The organism is Proteocatella sp. QWL-06 (assembly GCF_058684135.1).
The window spans coordinates 1,996,306-2,010,727 of sequence record NZ_CM178755.1 but is presented as its reverse complement, the minus strand read 5'-3'; the positions used below and the strand labels follow the sequence as shown (position 1 = coordinate 2,010,727).

Annotated in this window: 13 protein-coding genes and 1 riboswitch; of the genes, 12 read left to right on the top strand and 1 reads right to left on the bottom strand. The window is 42.0% G+C overall.

Annotation, left to right across the window (positions count from 1 at the left end):
• Positions 1-20: 20 nt before the first annotated feature.
• A riboswitch (SAM riboswitch) is annotated at positions 21-121 on the top strand.
• Positions 122-247: 126 nt separating this feature from the next.
• Positions 248-1,429: a methionine adenosyltransferase gene (gene metK / locus AC4PGZ_RS09680; RefSeq protein WP_492158414.1), complete on the top strand. Its 1,182-nt coding sequence runs from the start codon at positions 248-250 to the stop codon at positions 1,427-1,429.
• Positions 1,430-1,541: 112 nt separating this feature from the next.
• The gene (locus tag AC4PGZ_RS09675; RefSeq protein ID WP_492158413.1) at positions 1,542-1,700 is read left to right on the top strand and encodes a hypothetical protein; all 159 of its coding nucleotides are present in this window, start codon (positions 1,542-1,544) and stop codon (positions 1,698-1,700) included.
• 80 nt (positions 1,701-1,780) lie between these two features.
• On the opposite strand, the gene AC4PGZ_RS09670 is transcribed toward AC4PGZ_RS09675, so the two are convergent.
• A complete protein-coding gene (locus AC4PGZ_RS09670) occupies positions 1,781-3,373 on the bottom strand; it encodes a sigma-54 interaction domain-containing protein (protein ID WP_492158412.1) in 1,593 nt (530 codons plus the stop codon).
• 142 nt (positions 3,374-3,515) lie between these two features.
• Here AC4PGZ_RS09670 and AC4PGZ_RS09665 point away from each other — a divergent pair, with 142 nt between their 5' ends.
• From AC4PGZ_RS09665 to AC4PGZ_RS09620, 10 genes are all read left to right on the top strand, one after another.
• Positions 3,516-4,787 (top strand): M20 family metallopeptidase, encoded by a 1,272-nt coding sequence (locus tag AC4PGZ_RS09665; RefSeq protein WP_492158411.1) that lies wholly within the window; start codon positions 3,516-3,518, stop codon positions 4,785-4,787.
• A 289-nt stretch (positions 4,788-5,076) separates the two neighbouring features.
• Entirely contained in the window at positions 5,077-6,513 is a 1,437-nt protein-coding gene (locus tag AC4PGZ_RS09660) for a YfcC family protein (RefSeq protein ID WP_492158410.1), read from the top strand.
• A 40-nt stretch (positions 6,514-6,553) separates the two neighbouring features.
• Positions 6,554-7,753, top strand: coding sequence for a M20 family metallopeptidase (locus AC4PGZ_RS09655; protein ID WP_492158409.1), 1,200 nt, complete (start codon positions 6,554-6,556; stop codon positions 7,751-7,753).
• A gap of 161 nt (positions 7,754-7,914) precedes the next feature.
• On the top strand, positions 7,915-8,832 hold the full coding sequence (locus AC4PGZ_RS09650; RefSeq protein ID WP_492158408.1) for a DMT family transporter: 918 nt from the start codon (positions 7,915-7,917) through the stop codon (positions 8,830-8,832).
• Between the two features lie 50 nt (positions 8,833-8,882).
• Positions 8,883-9,527, top strand: coding sequence for a cyclase family protein (locus AC4PGZ_RS09645; protein WP_492158407.1), 645 nt, complete (start codon positions 8,883-8,885; stop codon positions 9,525-9,527).
• 5 nt (positions 9,528-9,532) lie between these two features.
• Positions 9,533-10,216 carry a YkgJ family cysteine cluster protein gene (locus tag AC4PGZ_RS09640; protein WP_492158406.1) on the top strand — a complete coding sequence of 228 codons (684 nt, stop codon included), beginning with the start codon at positions 9,533-9,535 and terminating at the stop codon, positions 10,214-10,216.
• Entirely contained in the window at positions 10,216-11,421 is a 1,206-nt protein-coding gene (locus tag AC4PGZ_RS09635; protein WP_492158405.1) for a DUF362 domain-containing protein, read from the top strand. Before AC4PGZ_RS09640 ends, AC4PGZ_RS09635 begins: the two co-directional genes overlap by 1 nt.
• A 108-nt stretch (positions 11,422-11,529) precedes the next feature.
• Entirely contained in the window at positions 11,530-12,438 is a 909-nt protein-coding gene (locus AC4PGZ_RS09630) for a hemolysin family protein (protein ID WP_492158404.1), read from the top strand.
• 1,055 nt (positions 12,439-13,493) lie between these two features.
• On the top strand, positions 13,494-13,787 hold the full coding sequence (locus AC4PGZ_RS09625; protein WP_492158403.1) for a LysO family transporter: 294 nt from the start codon (positions 13,494-13,496) through the stop codon (positions 13,785-13,787).
• Position 13,788: 1 nt separating this feature from the next.
• Positions 13,789-14,382 (top strand): LysO family transporter, encoded by a 594-nt coding sequence (locus tag AC4PGZ_RS09620; RefSeq protein ID WP_492158402.1) that lies wholly within the window; start codon positions 13,789-13,791, stop codon positions 14,380-14,382.
• The last annotated feature ends 40 nt before the right edge of the window (positions 14,383-14,422 follow it).

Sequence of the window (14,422 nt, the reverse complement as noted above, 5' to 3'; positions counted from 1 at the left end):
AGCAAATGAATATTCTTGATGCCTTATCAAGAGCGGTGGAGGGAGTGGCCCTGTGAAACCCGGCAACCAGCAGAAATGTATGGTGCTAATTCCTGCAAAATTTAATTTTGGCAGATGAGGTTTGTTAATGACAATACATTAATCCTCTTTGCTGTGGCAAAAGAGGATTTTTTATGTAGATTCATCATTTGAGAGAGTTGGTTTTTATTTTTATTTATTGTATAACAAAAGGAGAACAGAAGAAAAAATGAGAAGACTATTCACTTCAGAATCAGTTACAGAAGGGCATCCAGACAAGATTTGCGATCAGGTTTCAGACGCGATTCTAGATGCGATTTTTGCCAAGGATCCAAATGCCAGAGTAGCTTGCGAAACAGCGGTTACTACAGGTATGGTAATGGTTATGGGAGAGGTTTCTACAGAGACTTATGTAGATATTCAAACAATAGTTAGAGAGACAGTAAAAGAAATAGGATATGACAGAGGAAAATATGGATTCGATGCAGACACATGCTGCGTACTGAATGCGATTCATGAGCAGAGTGCTGATATAGCTATGGGAGTTGATCAGGCTCTTGAGCACAAGACTGGAGAAATGAAAGAATCAGAAATAGAAGCTGTTGGAGCTGGAGACCAGGGAATCATGTTTGGTTTTGCATGTGACGAGACTCCAGAGCTTATGCCGCTTCCTATATCGCTTGCTCACAAGCTTGCAAGAAGACTTTCAGAAGTAAGAAAGAACGGAACTCTTGATTATCTTAGACCAGACGGAAAAACTCAGGTTACGGTTGAATACGATGATAACGGACCAGTAAGAATAGATACAGTGCTTATTTCTACTCAGCATGCAGAGAGTGTTTCTCTTGAGCAGATCAAGAAGGACCTCATGGAGCATGTAATAACTCCAATCATAGATCCGGCAATGCTTGATGAAAATACAAAATACCTTGTAAACCCTACAGGAAGATTCGTAATCGGAGGACCTCACGGGGATGCAGGAGTTACAGGAAGAAAGATAATCGTTGACACTTACGGCGGATACTCAAGACACGGCGGCGGAGCGTTCTCAGGAAAAGATCCTACAAAGGTTGACAGATCGGCTGCATACGCTGCAAGATGGGTTGCAAAGAACGTTGTAGCAGCAGGACTTGCAAAGAAATGTGAAGTTCAGCTTGCATACGCAATCGGAGTGGCAAGTCCGGTATCTATACTTGTTGATACTTTTGGAACAGGAATCGTTGGAGATGACAAGATTGCTGAGATCATCAACAAGAATTTCGACCTCAGACCAGGAGCGATAATCAAGGAGCTAAGACTGAGAAGACCTATCTACAAAAAGACAGCTGCTTACGGACACTTCGGAAGAACTGACATAGATGCACCGTGGGAAGAACTTGATAAGGTAGATGCTCTGAAAGCGAGCCTCTAACATGAAAAAAATCGTAGTTTTTGGAAGTCCGCACTGACCAGGCTGCGAACCTGTAAAAGAGTTGCTTTTACAAAATGAGATAAAATTCGCATATGTCAATATCACAGAAAGCATGTTTGCACTCAAGCAGTTTCTTAAATACAGAGACAGCAGAGCAGACTTTGACAGGATAAAGAAAATGGGAGCTGTAGGCATACCATGCATAGTGGTGGAAGGCGAAGAGTTTTATTTTGAGGATCAGATTGAAGAGTTTCTTAAGTCTGTGAAATGAAAAAAGGTATATAATATAAACTTAAGCATTGAAAACCCTTCCAGTTTATTGAGATCAATAAGCGGAAGGGTTTTGCTGCTTTATTTGCAGTGCTTCTGTATCAGTCGGTTGGCCTTGCTTTGTGAAATGGAAAGGTGTTTTGCGAGCTTGTAGGAACTGTTATGCAGTTTATAGCATTCTCTTACTACGAAAGCTTCGTACTGGCTCATATGGTCGTCAAGGGTGCCGTTTTCGGAAATGCAGGTGAAGCTGGTGTTTTTCGCCTGAACGGCTTCTGAAGCGGTGGCAATGTTGCTGCATTTGATTATATCTGGTGGCAGATCGGCTGCTTCGATAGTGTCCTTAACTGACCTTACCATCAGGAATTCAACAATGTGCTCCAGCTCTCTAATGTTTCCGGGCCAGTCGTAAGCTATGAGCACCTTCTTTGCATCAGCAGAGAAACCTGTGTTTATGTCATACTTTTTATTAAAATAGAGAGTGAATGAATCTATAAGTGCTTTTATGTCTTCGGGGTGTTCGGCCAGAGGCGGGATATTTATTACCGCGACAGCTATCCTGTAGTAAAGGTCTTCCCTGAATTTTTTTTGCAGGACCAGGTTATAAAGATCCTTGTTTGTAGCTGTTATTATACGTATATTGGCAGTTTTTGCCTGGGTGGCGCCTACGGGTCGGTAAGTCTTGTCCTGGATAAGCTCAAGCAGCTTGCCCTGAAGGTGGAAAGGGAGCTCGCCTATTTCATCTATAAAAAGCGTGCCTCCATCGGCGATTTCCACGAGTCCTTTTTTTCCGCCTGAAAGAGCGCCGGTGAAAGCGCCTTTGTCATAGCCGAACAATTCCGACTCAATGAGGTTTTCGGGAAGCGCAGCACAGTTTATGGTTATAAACTGATTGGAGCGGCGCAGGCTTTCTGTGTGGATTTTCTTTGCGATGGAGCTTTTTCCGGTGCCTGACTTGCCGAGCAGCAGAATCGTAATATCTCTGTTGGAAATATTTGTCAGTATGGAATAGAGCTCGGTCATTGACTTGCTGTGCAGCTTCAGATTCGGTTTTTCGAGTTTAAAGGCCTCGATGCTGGATGAAGCTCTGTATTTTTCCAGCTCGTTGCGGGCATCCTCGAGCTCGTGATTCAGTCTGTTATGATCGTGCATTTCGGAAAGAACTCCATATATCGAAGTGATATCAGCAAGGTCATCCATGACAGGTACCAGCTTGAGTGAATATTTCTTGTTTTTGGACCAGGCTTCGCAGTTGACTTCTTTTTTTGTCTTAAGGAGTATTTTAAATGAATTCTCATTGATATCGAAGCTGTTAAGGATTGAAATGATGCTTTCGTGCTCTGAGGCGAGCATATCTTTGAGGAAATGGTTTATGAATGTCAGTTTCCCATATTTGTCTGAAATAAAGATACCGTTCTCAAGATTTTGAAAAATATTCTTGGACAGATTTTCTGTATCTGACAGTCCGAAAGTATAAACGATGCTGTCAGTGGTATGGTCCTTATGTAAATCCATGGATGACAGGTACGGAAGATAGTATTTTATTGGTTTTCCGGCAGAAATAGCGACTTTGAGCAGCCTTGACGCATGGGTATTGTGTGAGATTATGATATTGTCCTTGTCCGTGATTATGATTCCGGCTTTCAGGCTTCTTATTTCTTCGAATCGGTTCATTTGTTACCTCTGAGTATATTTTGACTTGTTTTATTGAATTATAGCATTGTTGAAATATTAAATCAAGGACACGAGTTGTTTTTGACTTGTATATAATTCGGAAGTGATGTAAAATATAAGAAAAAATATAAAGGGTGATTTTATGGAATATAATGATTATGATTTACATATCAGGGAACTTATGGATGGATTCAGAAAAATAGAGCAGGAGATTTCTGGGGAAATTGAGGATGTATGCAGCTTCATATTCAACAACCCGGAGCTCAGCGGAGAAGAATATGTTTGTTCCGCATTTCTTGCAGATATCATGGAGAGTCATGGGTTTTTCGTTGAAACGAATTACTGTGACTATGATACGGCATTCAGGGCTGAATTTGTTCTGGGGAATGGCGAAGGACCGTGCATAGCTTTTATTGCAGAATATGATGCTCTTCCTGTTGTCTTTTCGGTGGAAAATGAACGTAAAAAGGGGAGCGGCAAGATTATAAAGCCGGGGCATACATGCGGTCACAACTGGATAGCTGCAGCGGCTGTCGGAGCAAGCCTGGGGATTTCAAAGCTGAAGGGGCTGGACGGGCGCGTCGTGCTTATTGGCACTCCCGCTGAAGAAACTGTGGGAAGCAAGGTTGATATGGTGAAAGCAGGAGCCTTTGATGATGTCGATATCGTAATAGAACCTCATCTTGAAAGTTTTACTGATATCAACTGCACTGCGCTTGCGCTTGATGCCCTGGAATTCAGATTTTATGGAAAAGCAACGCATGCAGCGTCATATCCATACAAAGGCATAAATGCACTTGATTCTGTCCAGCTTATGTTTGCCGGGGTTAATGCCCTGAGACAGCAGCTGAGAGAGGATGTGAAGATATGTGGAATAATAACGTCTGGAGGAGAGGCCTCGAATATTATTCCGGACTATGCGTCATGCAGGTATACGATAAGGGCGAAGGACAGGCTTTCGCTTAATGAAGTCACTCAGAAGATCATAAACTGCGCAAGAGGTGCGGAGCTTATGACGGGGGCTATATTGGAGTATGATTTTTTTGAAAACCAGACTGATGACATACTCAATGTGGATATTCTCCAGGAAATCATTAAAAAGCATATGATTGAAGAGGGAATCAGAAATATCAATGACAGCTTTATATACCCTACAGGCTCTTCTGATATTGGCAATGTAAGTCAGGTTTGTCCTACCATGTATTTCGAGATTGACATTGAAGCAGGCCCGGAATTCGCGACACATGAGAAGAATGCTCTTGCTTATGTGAATTCAGAATATGCTTACAGAAAGCTGCATCAGGTAATCAGGATAATGGGCAATATGAGCATAGAGCTGTTTATGGATCTTCCGGGTGTGGAACGCATTAAAAAACGTCACAGGGAGCTCAGGAGCGTTAATTATATAAAATAGAGCATCAAAAAGCCGTTTTTAAGTCGATAATGACTTATGAACGGTTTTTTTCTTATGTTAAACAAAATATAAGTTAAAAACGACTTTTTTTTGTTGTAAAGATGTTTCGTATAACTCTATATTTTCCTGATTACCTTGAATAATGAAAAATACTTTGTGTCGGAATTCTGAATTTACAGTAAGTTGACTGTTCTGACTGAAAAATTTTTTAAAAATTCAAATATATGGCGCGTTTCTTGCTAATATTATTTGTCGAGAAGATACAATATATTTTTGAAAGGAGTACATAATGGAAGCTTTAGATTTGAAAAAACTGAAAAATGAGCCTGGGGAACAGAACGGAGGTAAGAAAAGAAAGAAACTGATTGATTTCGAGAATATTCATCCTTATGTGGTCATTCTAAGCGTAGTTATCGCAGTTTACTTGCTTTGTGTCATTCTACCGTCAGGAACGTTTGATCGGGTAGCAAACGCTGAGGGAGATATGGTCGTGGTTGCGGGTACGTATCATGCAATAGAAAAGAGCATTCCTTCCATATTTGATCTTTTTCTAAATATCCAGCTTGGATATGTCGATACGGCATCTATAACATTTTTTATAATATTTGCATATGCGTTTGTTTATATGCTTACTGTAAATGGAACCATGAATGTAGTACTTGGAAACCTTGCTGCAAAGCTGGGGAAGAAGACGCACATGTTCATCCCTATTTCCATGATGGCTTTTGGAATACTGGGATCTACGGCAGGTCTTTATGAAGAGGTTTATGGATTGATTCCGGTGTTCATAGGAGCGGCGATGGCATTGGGATATGATGCGGTCGTAGGAGGGGCGATTGTTTTTGTCGGCGTTGCTACAGGGTTTGCAGCGGCACTCACAAATCCCTTTACAATCGGGATAGCTCAGGAGGTCGCCAATGTTCCGCTTTTTTCGGGAATGAACTTCAGGATAATCGTATTCGTTGTGTTTGAAATTGCGGTTATTTCATATGTTAGCCATTATGCAAAAAAAGTCAAAATGGATCCTTCGAAATCGGTGCTGTATGGGGTCGAAAGAAGCGTTGTAAACCATATTGAATTAAAATCAGAGAAGATGACATCTGTTCATAAGCTTAGCCTTGTTTCGCTGGTATTCACTTTTGGCATGACTCTATATTCTACCCTTAAAATGGGATGGTATATTGACGAACTGGCAGCGCTGTTTTTCATGATGTTCATATTCGTGGGTTTCATAAGCAGATACAGCCTCGGAAGGATAATGGATATATTCATAGAAGCAGCAAAGGAAATACTCTTTGGAGTAATGACCATAGGCTTTATAAGGGGAGCAGTCCTTACTATGGAAAACTCGGCTGTGCTTGATACTGTAATATATTATCTTTCTTTCTTCCTCGTAGGAACAAGCAGCTACATAACATCACTCGGCATGCTGTTTTCTCAAAACGTTATAAATCTGTTTATAACTGGCGGACCTTCGCAGGCTATGGCTACGATGCCGATAATGGCACCTGTTGCGGATCTGGCTGGTATGGACAGGCAGATTGCAATACTGGCATTTCAATTCGGCGATGGATTCTCAAACATGTTCTGGCCTACTGGGGTAGCTATTGAATGTGGAATAATGGGGATCCCTATGGCGAGGTGGTATAAATTCATGGCCCCGCTGTTTGGGATAATGGTGATATTACAGATAGTGCTGATTGTGATTGCGACAGCTGTCATATGATTCTTCTTATATGGCATAAGGATAACTGGAGGATTGGAAAATGGGATTAAATGAATTAAAGGAAAAAGCAGCTGAGATAGAAAAAAAGCACAGGAAGGAGTTTGAGGAGATATCGGATTTCATATTTAACAATCCGGAGCTCAGTGGCGCGGAATATATATCATCAAGATATATGGCAGATGTAATGCTAAGGCATGGGTTTAAGGTTGAGTTTCCATATCCGGACATGGAAACTGCATTCGTAGCTGAATACGGGGATTGTGACGGGCCGACTCTGGCGTTCCTCGCCGAATATGATGCCCTTCCCGGATATGACACTCCGTCGGGAAACGGACATGCCTGCGGCCACAACTGGATAGCATCAACGATGGCGGGCTGTGCCATAGTGCTTTCAAAGCTCAAGGAATACTTCGTGGGAAGGATACTGCTTATCGGGACTCCGGCAGAAGAAACGTACGGCGCAAAAGTAGATATGGTCAAAAAAGGAGTTTTTAACAATGTTGACGTCATATTTCAGTCACATCTTGAAAGCGAAACCGTCATAGATACAGCGTCGCTTGCCATGAGCTCGATTCAATTTGAATTTTCCGGAAGAGCTGCACATGCAGCTTCATTCCCGGAAGAAGGGATAAATGCGCTGGATGCAGTGCAGCTTACATTTATGGGCATAAATTCTCTAAGACAGCATGTAAAGCAGGATGTGAGAATACATGGCATCATAACCGAGGGCGGTGTGGCAACCAATATAGTACCTTCAAGAGGTGTATGTCAGGTCACTATGAGATCAAGGGACAAGAAGTATCTTGAGCATGTCGTGTCGAGGGTGATAGACTGTGCGAAGGGTGCTGCGATTATAACTGGGGCCGGGCTGGATTATCATAATTTTGAAAATACCTTTGATGACCTGGTAAATGTTCCTTATCTTATGGAAATAATGAAGAGGAACATGGTAGAATCTGGAATCAGCAAATTTACGTCACGGGAAGATGCTCCGCCTCCTGGATCTACAGATATTGGGAATGTGAGCTACATATGTCCCACGATGTATGTAGAGGTCGATGTCGAGGCAGACAAGCCTATGAAATCGCATGAGGCAGAAGCACTTGAATACGTAAATTCTGAATATGCATACAGAAAGATGACTCAGATGATAAATGCTACCGTATACTCTGCTCTAGAGCTTCTTACGGATGAAAAAAAGCTGGAAAGAGTAAGGTTTGAACACAGAAGCTTAATATAATTATTCTTGAATCAAAGGATCAAGCATCTGATTTATTCAGAGCATGGTCCTTGTTCATTTGAAATATAGTTAATATTGCTATTTAAAAAAAAGTTGCACAGTAGTATAATGATGAATAGACGCGAAAAATAAAAAAATATTAGAGTAATTGGGAGAAATTAATGGATCAGATAACTAAAAATTACATAAAGATAGCATTAGCGGGAGTATTCTGGGGTACGATCGGATTTTTTGGAAAGACACTCGAAGGCTATGGCATGAGCTCGGAGATGATTGCATTCTCAAGGCAGTTTGCCGGATTTTCGATACTCTTCATCATATTCCTGATCAAAGACCCTTCTGTTCTCAGGATAGACAGGAAGGGCCTTAAAAGCGCTATGATAATAGGAGTCGTTTCCCAGGGGATATTCAACCTTGCGTATTTTGGATCGATTAAGCTTGTTGGCACATTTACAGCCGTAGTGCTTCTCTATTTCTCACCGGTCATAATGTTCCTTCTTGGAACCTTCATGTATAGAGAGAAATCCAGCCGCAAGAAGGTATTTTCGGTGCTACTCTGCCTTACAGGATGCGTATATGGCGTCACGGGAGGCGATTTTTCAACGCTGCAGAGCAATACGGCTGGGATATTGCTTGGCCTTACAGCGGCTCTGACATATTCGCTCATGCCGGCGCTGAGCAAGAAGACGACGACTATGTACAATCCGTTTACGATAATAATATACAGCTTCATGTTTGGAGCAATCATGCTAATACCATTCGCAAAGCCTGTAGCCTCGATAATGGCAGTTCAGGACAAGGCGGTATTTCTCATAATACCTCTGTTTGGTTTCATATCATCGAGCATACCGTACTGCCTGTATATACCATCGCTCCACAATGTCCAGGTTTCAAAGCTGGGCGTGATAGCATCCATAGAGCTCGTGGTATCGATCGCTATAGCGGTGCTGTTCCTCAAAGAGCCGCTCAGCGCCGGAAAGGTTGCAGGAGCCTCTATAATAATGGCCTCCATACTGATAATGAACACTAATATAGAGCTGCCACGCTTTCGCAGGAAATACAGATTTGTAAAGAAATAATGCCTCAGGGGCAGTGATTTGATATTCCATATGATTCGAAAGGAGCTATTATGAAAGTAACAGATCTTACACATATAATCGAAGCCGATATGCCTGTGTTTCCAGGTACAGAAAAGCCGCTTCTCGAAAAAGCGAACACCATAGAAAAGGATGGGTTTCGGGAGACTCTCATAACAATGTTCTCGCATACGGGAACCCACATGGATGCGCCGGCACATATTTTTGAAGACGGTGCCACTCTGGATTCATATGATGCGCAGTACCTTACAGGAAGAGGTACTGTTGTGGATTGCACGGCAAAGAGAGAAGGAGAGGTCATCCTTCCGGAGGACCTTGAGCCCTGCATGAGGGAAATAGAATCCGCGGACTATGTGCTCTTTTATACCGGATGGAGTAGATTCTGGGGAGAAGACAGGTATTACGGCAGATTCCCATGCCTTCATATGGACACGGTAAGGCTGCTTGCTCAGAAGAACATAAGGGGGATAGGGCTTGACGTGATATCGCTAGACCCCATGGAGGATACGAATCTCAGCAATCATAGGCAGGCGCTTGGAAGCGGGCTTCTTATAATAGAGAATCTCTGCGGCCTCGAAGAAATAAATGGAAAAGATTTTACGCTCTGCCTTATGCCTCTGAAGTACAGAGATGCAGATGGAGCACCGGCAAGAGTAATTGCAATCACAGAAGGATAGGGAAAATGGATATTATGCTCAAAGAAGAGCTTTCAAAAATATACTCAGCAGTCCCTGAGGGAGACTGCTCAGGCTGCGGCAGATGCTGCCATGAATCGGTGGGAGCCAGCTTTGCAGAGGCAGAAGTTATATATCAGGACATAAAGGCCATGCCGGCTGAAAAAAGAAAGCAGATTATTGACCGAATAATGGATTATTATTTTGATGTATACCAGATAAGAAGGAAATGCCCGTTTCTGAGCCCGGAGAACAGATGTGAGATATATGCCTCGAGACCACTGAACTGCAGGATTTATGGGCACTGGAGCAGGCAGGAGTATGAGAACAATCTCGACAGACTGAAATGCAGCAACGATAAGATATCGCAGGTTCTGATTGAGAAATATGGGTATAAAGTTAAACAGGACTACCTGGATTTCTCCATAGGATTCTGCAATGATTTCAGGGGCAGGCTGCTCAGCAGGGACGAGAGAAATGAGCTTTATGATTCTCTTATAGTTCTGGATTCAAAGATGTTCGTGAGAAAGGGACTCAGGCTCGCATACGAAGACAAGGGCATAGTGGAGCATATTGTAGATAGGCTGCTTTCAAAGGAAAAGATATTTGAGATAAAGATGCGCGGTGAGCTTTCTCCTGGAATGAGGAATAGGCTCAAAAACATCGCAGTATTAAGAATCGGGGCTGTATAATGTCGGAAATAATTATAAAGAAATGTGAAGACTACGATTATGAAAGAGTAAGAGAGAGTATTTACGGTATACTTGATCAGGCGCAGATGTCTGCCAGGATAAAGCAGGGCATGGACGTAGTGGTAAAGGCTAATCTGCTTTCAAAAAAAACACCGGATCAGTGCGTAACCACTAACCCGGAAGTCATAAGGGCGGTATGCGAGTATGTGGCAGACCACGGAGCTAAGGCGATAATCACGGACTCTCCGGCCGGACCTTATAATGAGAGCGCTCTGCGGGGCATATATGCCAGCGCTGGGATGACAGAGGCTGCGAAAAAATCAGGAGCTGTTCTCAACTTTGACACCGGACATGAGACCGTAAGACTTTCGGGAGCAAAGACCCTGGAAAGGATAGACGTTATAAAGCCTGTCATAAACGCGCATATGATAATAAATGTGGCAAAGCTCAAGACTCATGTCATGATGACGTATACGGGGGCTGTAAAGAATCTGTATGGAGTGATACCAGGGCTTACCAAGGCGGCATACCATATGAAGCTTCAGGAACCTGAAAATTTCGCAAACCATCTTATAGACATATGCGAGTTCGTAAGACCGGACTTTTCTATAATAGATGGGGTACACGCCATGGAAGGCGACGGGCCAAACAGCGGCGAAAAGGTGGAATTTGGATTTATCCTAGCAGGATCGGATCCATATGAGCTTGACTATGTTGCAAGCACCATGGCAGGAATAAGGGACTCGGAGATCCCGACTCTTGTGAATGCTAAGAAAAGAGGGCTGCTTAAAGAAGAGGACATAACCGTGATACTTGATGAGGAGGACGGCGAGTATGTGGCTATCGATATGGATGAGTTCAGGGAATATATATCAATCCTGGAGCTGAAGCCTTTCAAAAAACCAAAGGCTGTGAGCGTGAACTTCCTTTCAGGAAGAGTGCCTAAGCGGCTCGAGAGCTATCTTATAGAAAAAAGCAAGTCCAAGCCGTACTTCATTCAGGAAAAGTGCATAGGCTGCGGCCACTGCGTAAGAAACTGTCCGGCCAAGATAATACATCTGGAGGATGGCAAGGCTGTCGCAGACCTGAGCAAGTGCATAAGCTGCTTCTGCTGCCATGAGGTATGCCCCAAAGATGCGGTAGAGATAAAGGTGCCTTTCATAGCAAGGGTTCTCTTCAGAGAAAAAGCAGGTTCAAAGGATTGATCGAGACATAATGATATGGACAATATGATCAAAACAGTATAGAATATATATATGAGGTCATGAAGTGGCCTCATGAGTATTATTTTATTAAATTTATGGAGGGTAAAAATGGACGATGGCGTCGGGCGATTTATTAAGAATTTTTTTAATAGGCCTGTAGGTATTGTTGCTTCTAACTGGAGCACAAAAAAGAAAACTACAAGAATCACTGTTCCTGATGACAGGGAAAGACAGGAAGAGAGTGCAAAGGAAGAGTTTATAAACAGCTTTGAGGATGATGAGAGAATGAAGCTGTATGTGAATGATTTTGAGAGGAATATGATAACGAGGGTGCTCAAGCTCTACGATCTGAGAGCTAGGGATGTCATGATTCCGAGGACATCGGTTTTTGCGGTAGATATTAATGACGACATTACAGATATACTCGATGAGATAATTGAGGAAAGATATTCACGTGTGCCGGTGTATGACAAAGATATCGACAATATAATCGGAGTGCTTCATGTAAAGGACGTGTTCGCCCAGGTAAGAAAAGGAAACCTTGAGCTTGTAAACCTCAGGGGACTTATACGGGAGCCATACTTTGTACATGAATACAAGCCCATAGACAAGCTTCTCATAGAGATGCAGCGAGACAGGACTCATATGGGGCTGATTATTGACGAGTATGGAGGATTTACCGGGATACTCACAATAGAAGATATAATAGAAGAGATAGTCGGAGACATCGATGATGAAGATGACGAGCCTGAGGCGATTCCGGAGATACAGCGAATAAGCGACACGACCTTCAGGATAGACGGGCTTACAAGCATTTCGGATGTGAATGACACTCTTAACCTCGATCTTCCGACAGGCATTACCGAGACTATAGGAGCGCTTCTCCTTGGGGAACTCGGAAAGATTCCGCTGGAAGACAAAGACAAGAGCAGGGCCGTAATCGGAAATGTTGAGCTCAAGGCTATAAAGGTCAACGAAAAAAGAATAATAAACCTTCTTCTGAAAATAAAAAATTAGGAAATTCAGATAAAATGTGCCCGAGATTTTCAGCATTATCAATGTGTTGAATGATTCGGGCGTTTTTTTCGCACAACTGTAAGAAAACTGCACCGATTGAAAGGTTTAAACAAAATGCTGCAGGGTATATTAGATATACAAGAAAGAATAAATAAACAAAAAATATTTATTCACTTGTTATTCCCTCCTGATATCAAGGGGATATTAATAAGATGGCCATTAAATTCTAATGACATTTACGGAAGGACAGGTGTTGCGAAATAGAAATCAGTATTCCACAAACACAGAGAATTTCAAAAAGAGATACGGTTTATCATTAAAGCTGTTAAATAATTGTATAAGCCGAAGAGCATTATAAATATGCTCAGTGCGTAATAGAGAGTGTATTTGGTAGATTGTATTGAATTTGAAATTCATCAAATCTGTAATCAGTGCGTAAGCTTGAAACGCAGGCGCAACTGAAATCTAGAATCAACTGAAGAATAGTAATTTAATATTTAGCCTGAGTTGAAAAGGAGTACCGGGATGTAAAATTTAGCGGTAGTTTCTTAAAAAAGAGTTTCTGTTAACCAGGAAAAAGTTAAATTGAAAAGCAACAAAAAAAGAAACAAGGTTTTAAAGAAACAAAAATAGCTTTAAAAAAGTTTCAAGATTTTAAAAAGAGTTTCAAGAGTTAAAAAACTTTAAGATTATGAAAAAGTGTAAAGAGCTTTAAGAAAATCAAAGAGTTTAATAAAAGCTTTAAAAGAATCAAAGATTTAAAGAGTAATGGATCCGATTACGAACAAAGATTAAAATAATATTTTGATACTGTTATAGCAGGTTGATATAAGAAGATGTGTACAGTTTTAAATATTAACTAAGCATTTCTGATTATTCAATATTATGGCCGTAAGAAAAGATAGGACGAACAACTTAATATGAATGAAAACATGATTTAAGGGCTGTTGATGGAGTACATCGGCAGTCCTTATATTAGTGCGCAGAAACATGATTGTGTATATTAACGCCCGGATATGATATAATGGATTCATAACAATAAAAAGGAGGATATCATGACATCGAAATTATTACTGTATCTGGCTCTGCTTGCCGCGGGACTTGTGCTTGGAAGGGCTGGGGTGTTTGGAAAGAAGATGTATTCATCGCTTGACCGCCTGCAGATGATGTGTCTGATGCTGTTGCTGCTGATGATGGGGATCAATCTGGGCTCTGACAGAAAAATCGTGGAGTCGCTGGGCACCATTGGAATAAAAGGGATCATGTTCGGTCTGTCAACTATTTTATTCAGCATAATTTTTGTAAACATATATTCAAGATTTGTTGTCGGCAGAGGAAAGCGAGGATAATATGACAAAGAAAATTCTGGCAGCAGTTATAACGGGAGCGCTACTTGGATACTTCGTCGTTCCTGAGGAGTTTCTGCAATACATAGGTACTATAATGGATATCGGGCTCTGTGCGCTGCTGTTTTTTGTAGGCATAGACCTTGGGAAAAACAAGGAAGTATTTGTTCAGATAAGAGAGCTGGGCATGGGTATAGTGGCGCTTCCTTTCGTCGTGGCTGCGGGAAGCATATTCGGGGCCATCCTTGTAGGGATTTTTGCCGGATATGCTCCAAATGAGAGCGCTGCGATAGGATCTGGATTTGCATGGTATACGCTCGCTCCCATAATAATCGCGCCATACTCAGCGGAAATAAGCGCAGTGGCATTCCTGTCAAATGTTACTAGAGAGGTGACGGCAATACTTATGATTCCGTTTATAGCTCAGAAGATAGGTTATCTTGAAGCGGTATCCACGACCGGGGCGGCAGGAATGGATACCCTGCTGCCTGTAGTGTCAAAGGCTACGGATCCAAAGACTGCGATCATATGCTTTGTAAATGGAGTAGTTCTCACGATGCTGGTTCCGGTGCTGGTATCATTCTTCATACAGCTGTAGGATCACAGGACAAACAGTATAAATAAAGCAAACGAGTCGG

Coding starts and splice junctions, on each gene's coding strand:
- metK (WP_492158414.1), top strand. CDS start 248: ATGAGAAGACTATTCACTTCAGAATCAGTTACAGAAGGGCATCCAGAC.
- AC4PGZ_RS09675 (WP_492158413.1), top strand. CDS start 1,542: ATGTTTGCACTCAAGCAGTTTCTTAAATACAGAGACAGCAGAGCAGAC.
- AC4PGZ_RS09670 (WP_492158412.1), bottom strand. CDS start 3,373: ATGAACCGATTCGAAGAAATAAGAAGCCTGAAAGCCGGAATCATAATC.
- AC4PGZ_RS09665 (WP_492158411.1), top strand. CDS start 3,516: ATGGAATATAATGATTATGATTTACATATCAGGGAACTTATGGATGGA.
- AC4PGZ_RS09660 (WP_492158410.1), top strand. CDS start 5,077: ATGGAAGCTTTAGATTTGAAAAAACTGAAAAATGAGCCTGGGGAACAG.
- AC4PGZ_RS09655 (WP_492158409.1), top strand. CDS start 6,554: ATGGGATTAAATGAATTAAAGGAAAAAGCAGCTGAGATAGAAAAAAAG.
- AC4PGZ_RS09650 (WP_492158408.1), top strand. CDS start 7,915: ATGGATCAGATAACTAAAAATTACATAAAGATAGCATTAGCGGGAGTA.
- AC4PGZ_RS09645 (WP_492158407.1), top strand. CDS start 8,883: ATGAAAGTAACAGATCTTACACATATAATCGAAGCCGATATGCCTGTG.
- AC4PGZ_RS09640 (WP_492158406.1), top strand. CDS start 9,533: ATGGATATTATGCTCAAAGAAGAGCTTTCAAAAATATACTCAGCAGTC.
- AC4PGZ_RS09635 (WP_492158405.1), top strand. CDS start 10,216: ATGTCGGAAATAATTATAAAGAAATGTGAAGACTACGATTATGAAAGA.
- AC4PGZ_RS09630 (WP_492158404.1), top strand. CDS start 11,530: ATGGACGATGGCGTCGGGCGATTTATTAAGAATTTTTTTAATAGGCCT.
- AC4PGZ_RS09625 (WP_492158403.1), top strand. CDS start 13,494: ATGACATCGAAATTATTACTGTATCTGGCTCTGCTTGCCGCGGGACTT.
- AC4PGZ_RS09620 (WP_492158402.1), top strand. CDS start 13,789: ATGACAAAGAAAATTCTGGCAGCAGTTATAACGGGAGCGCTACTTGGA.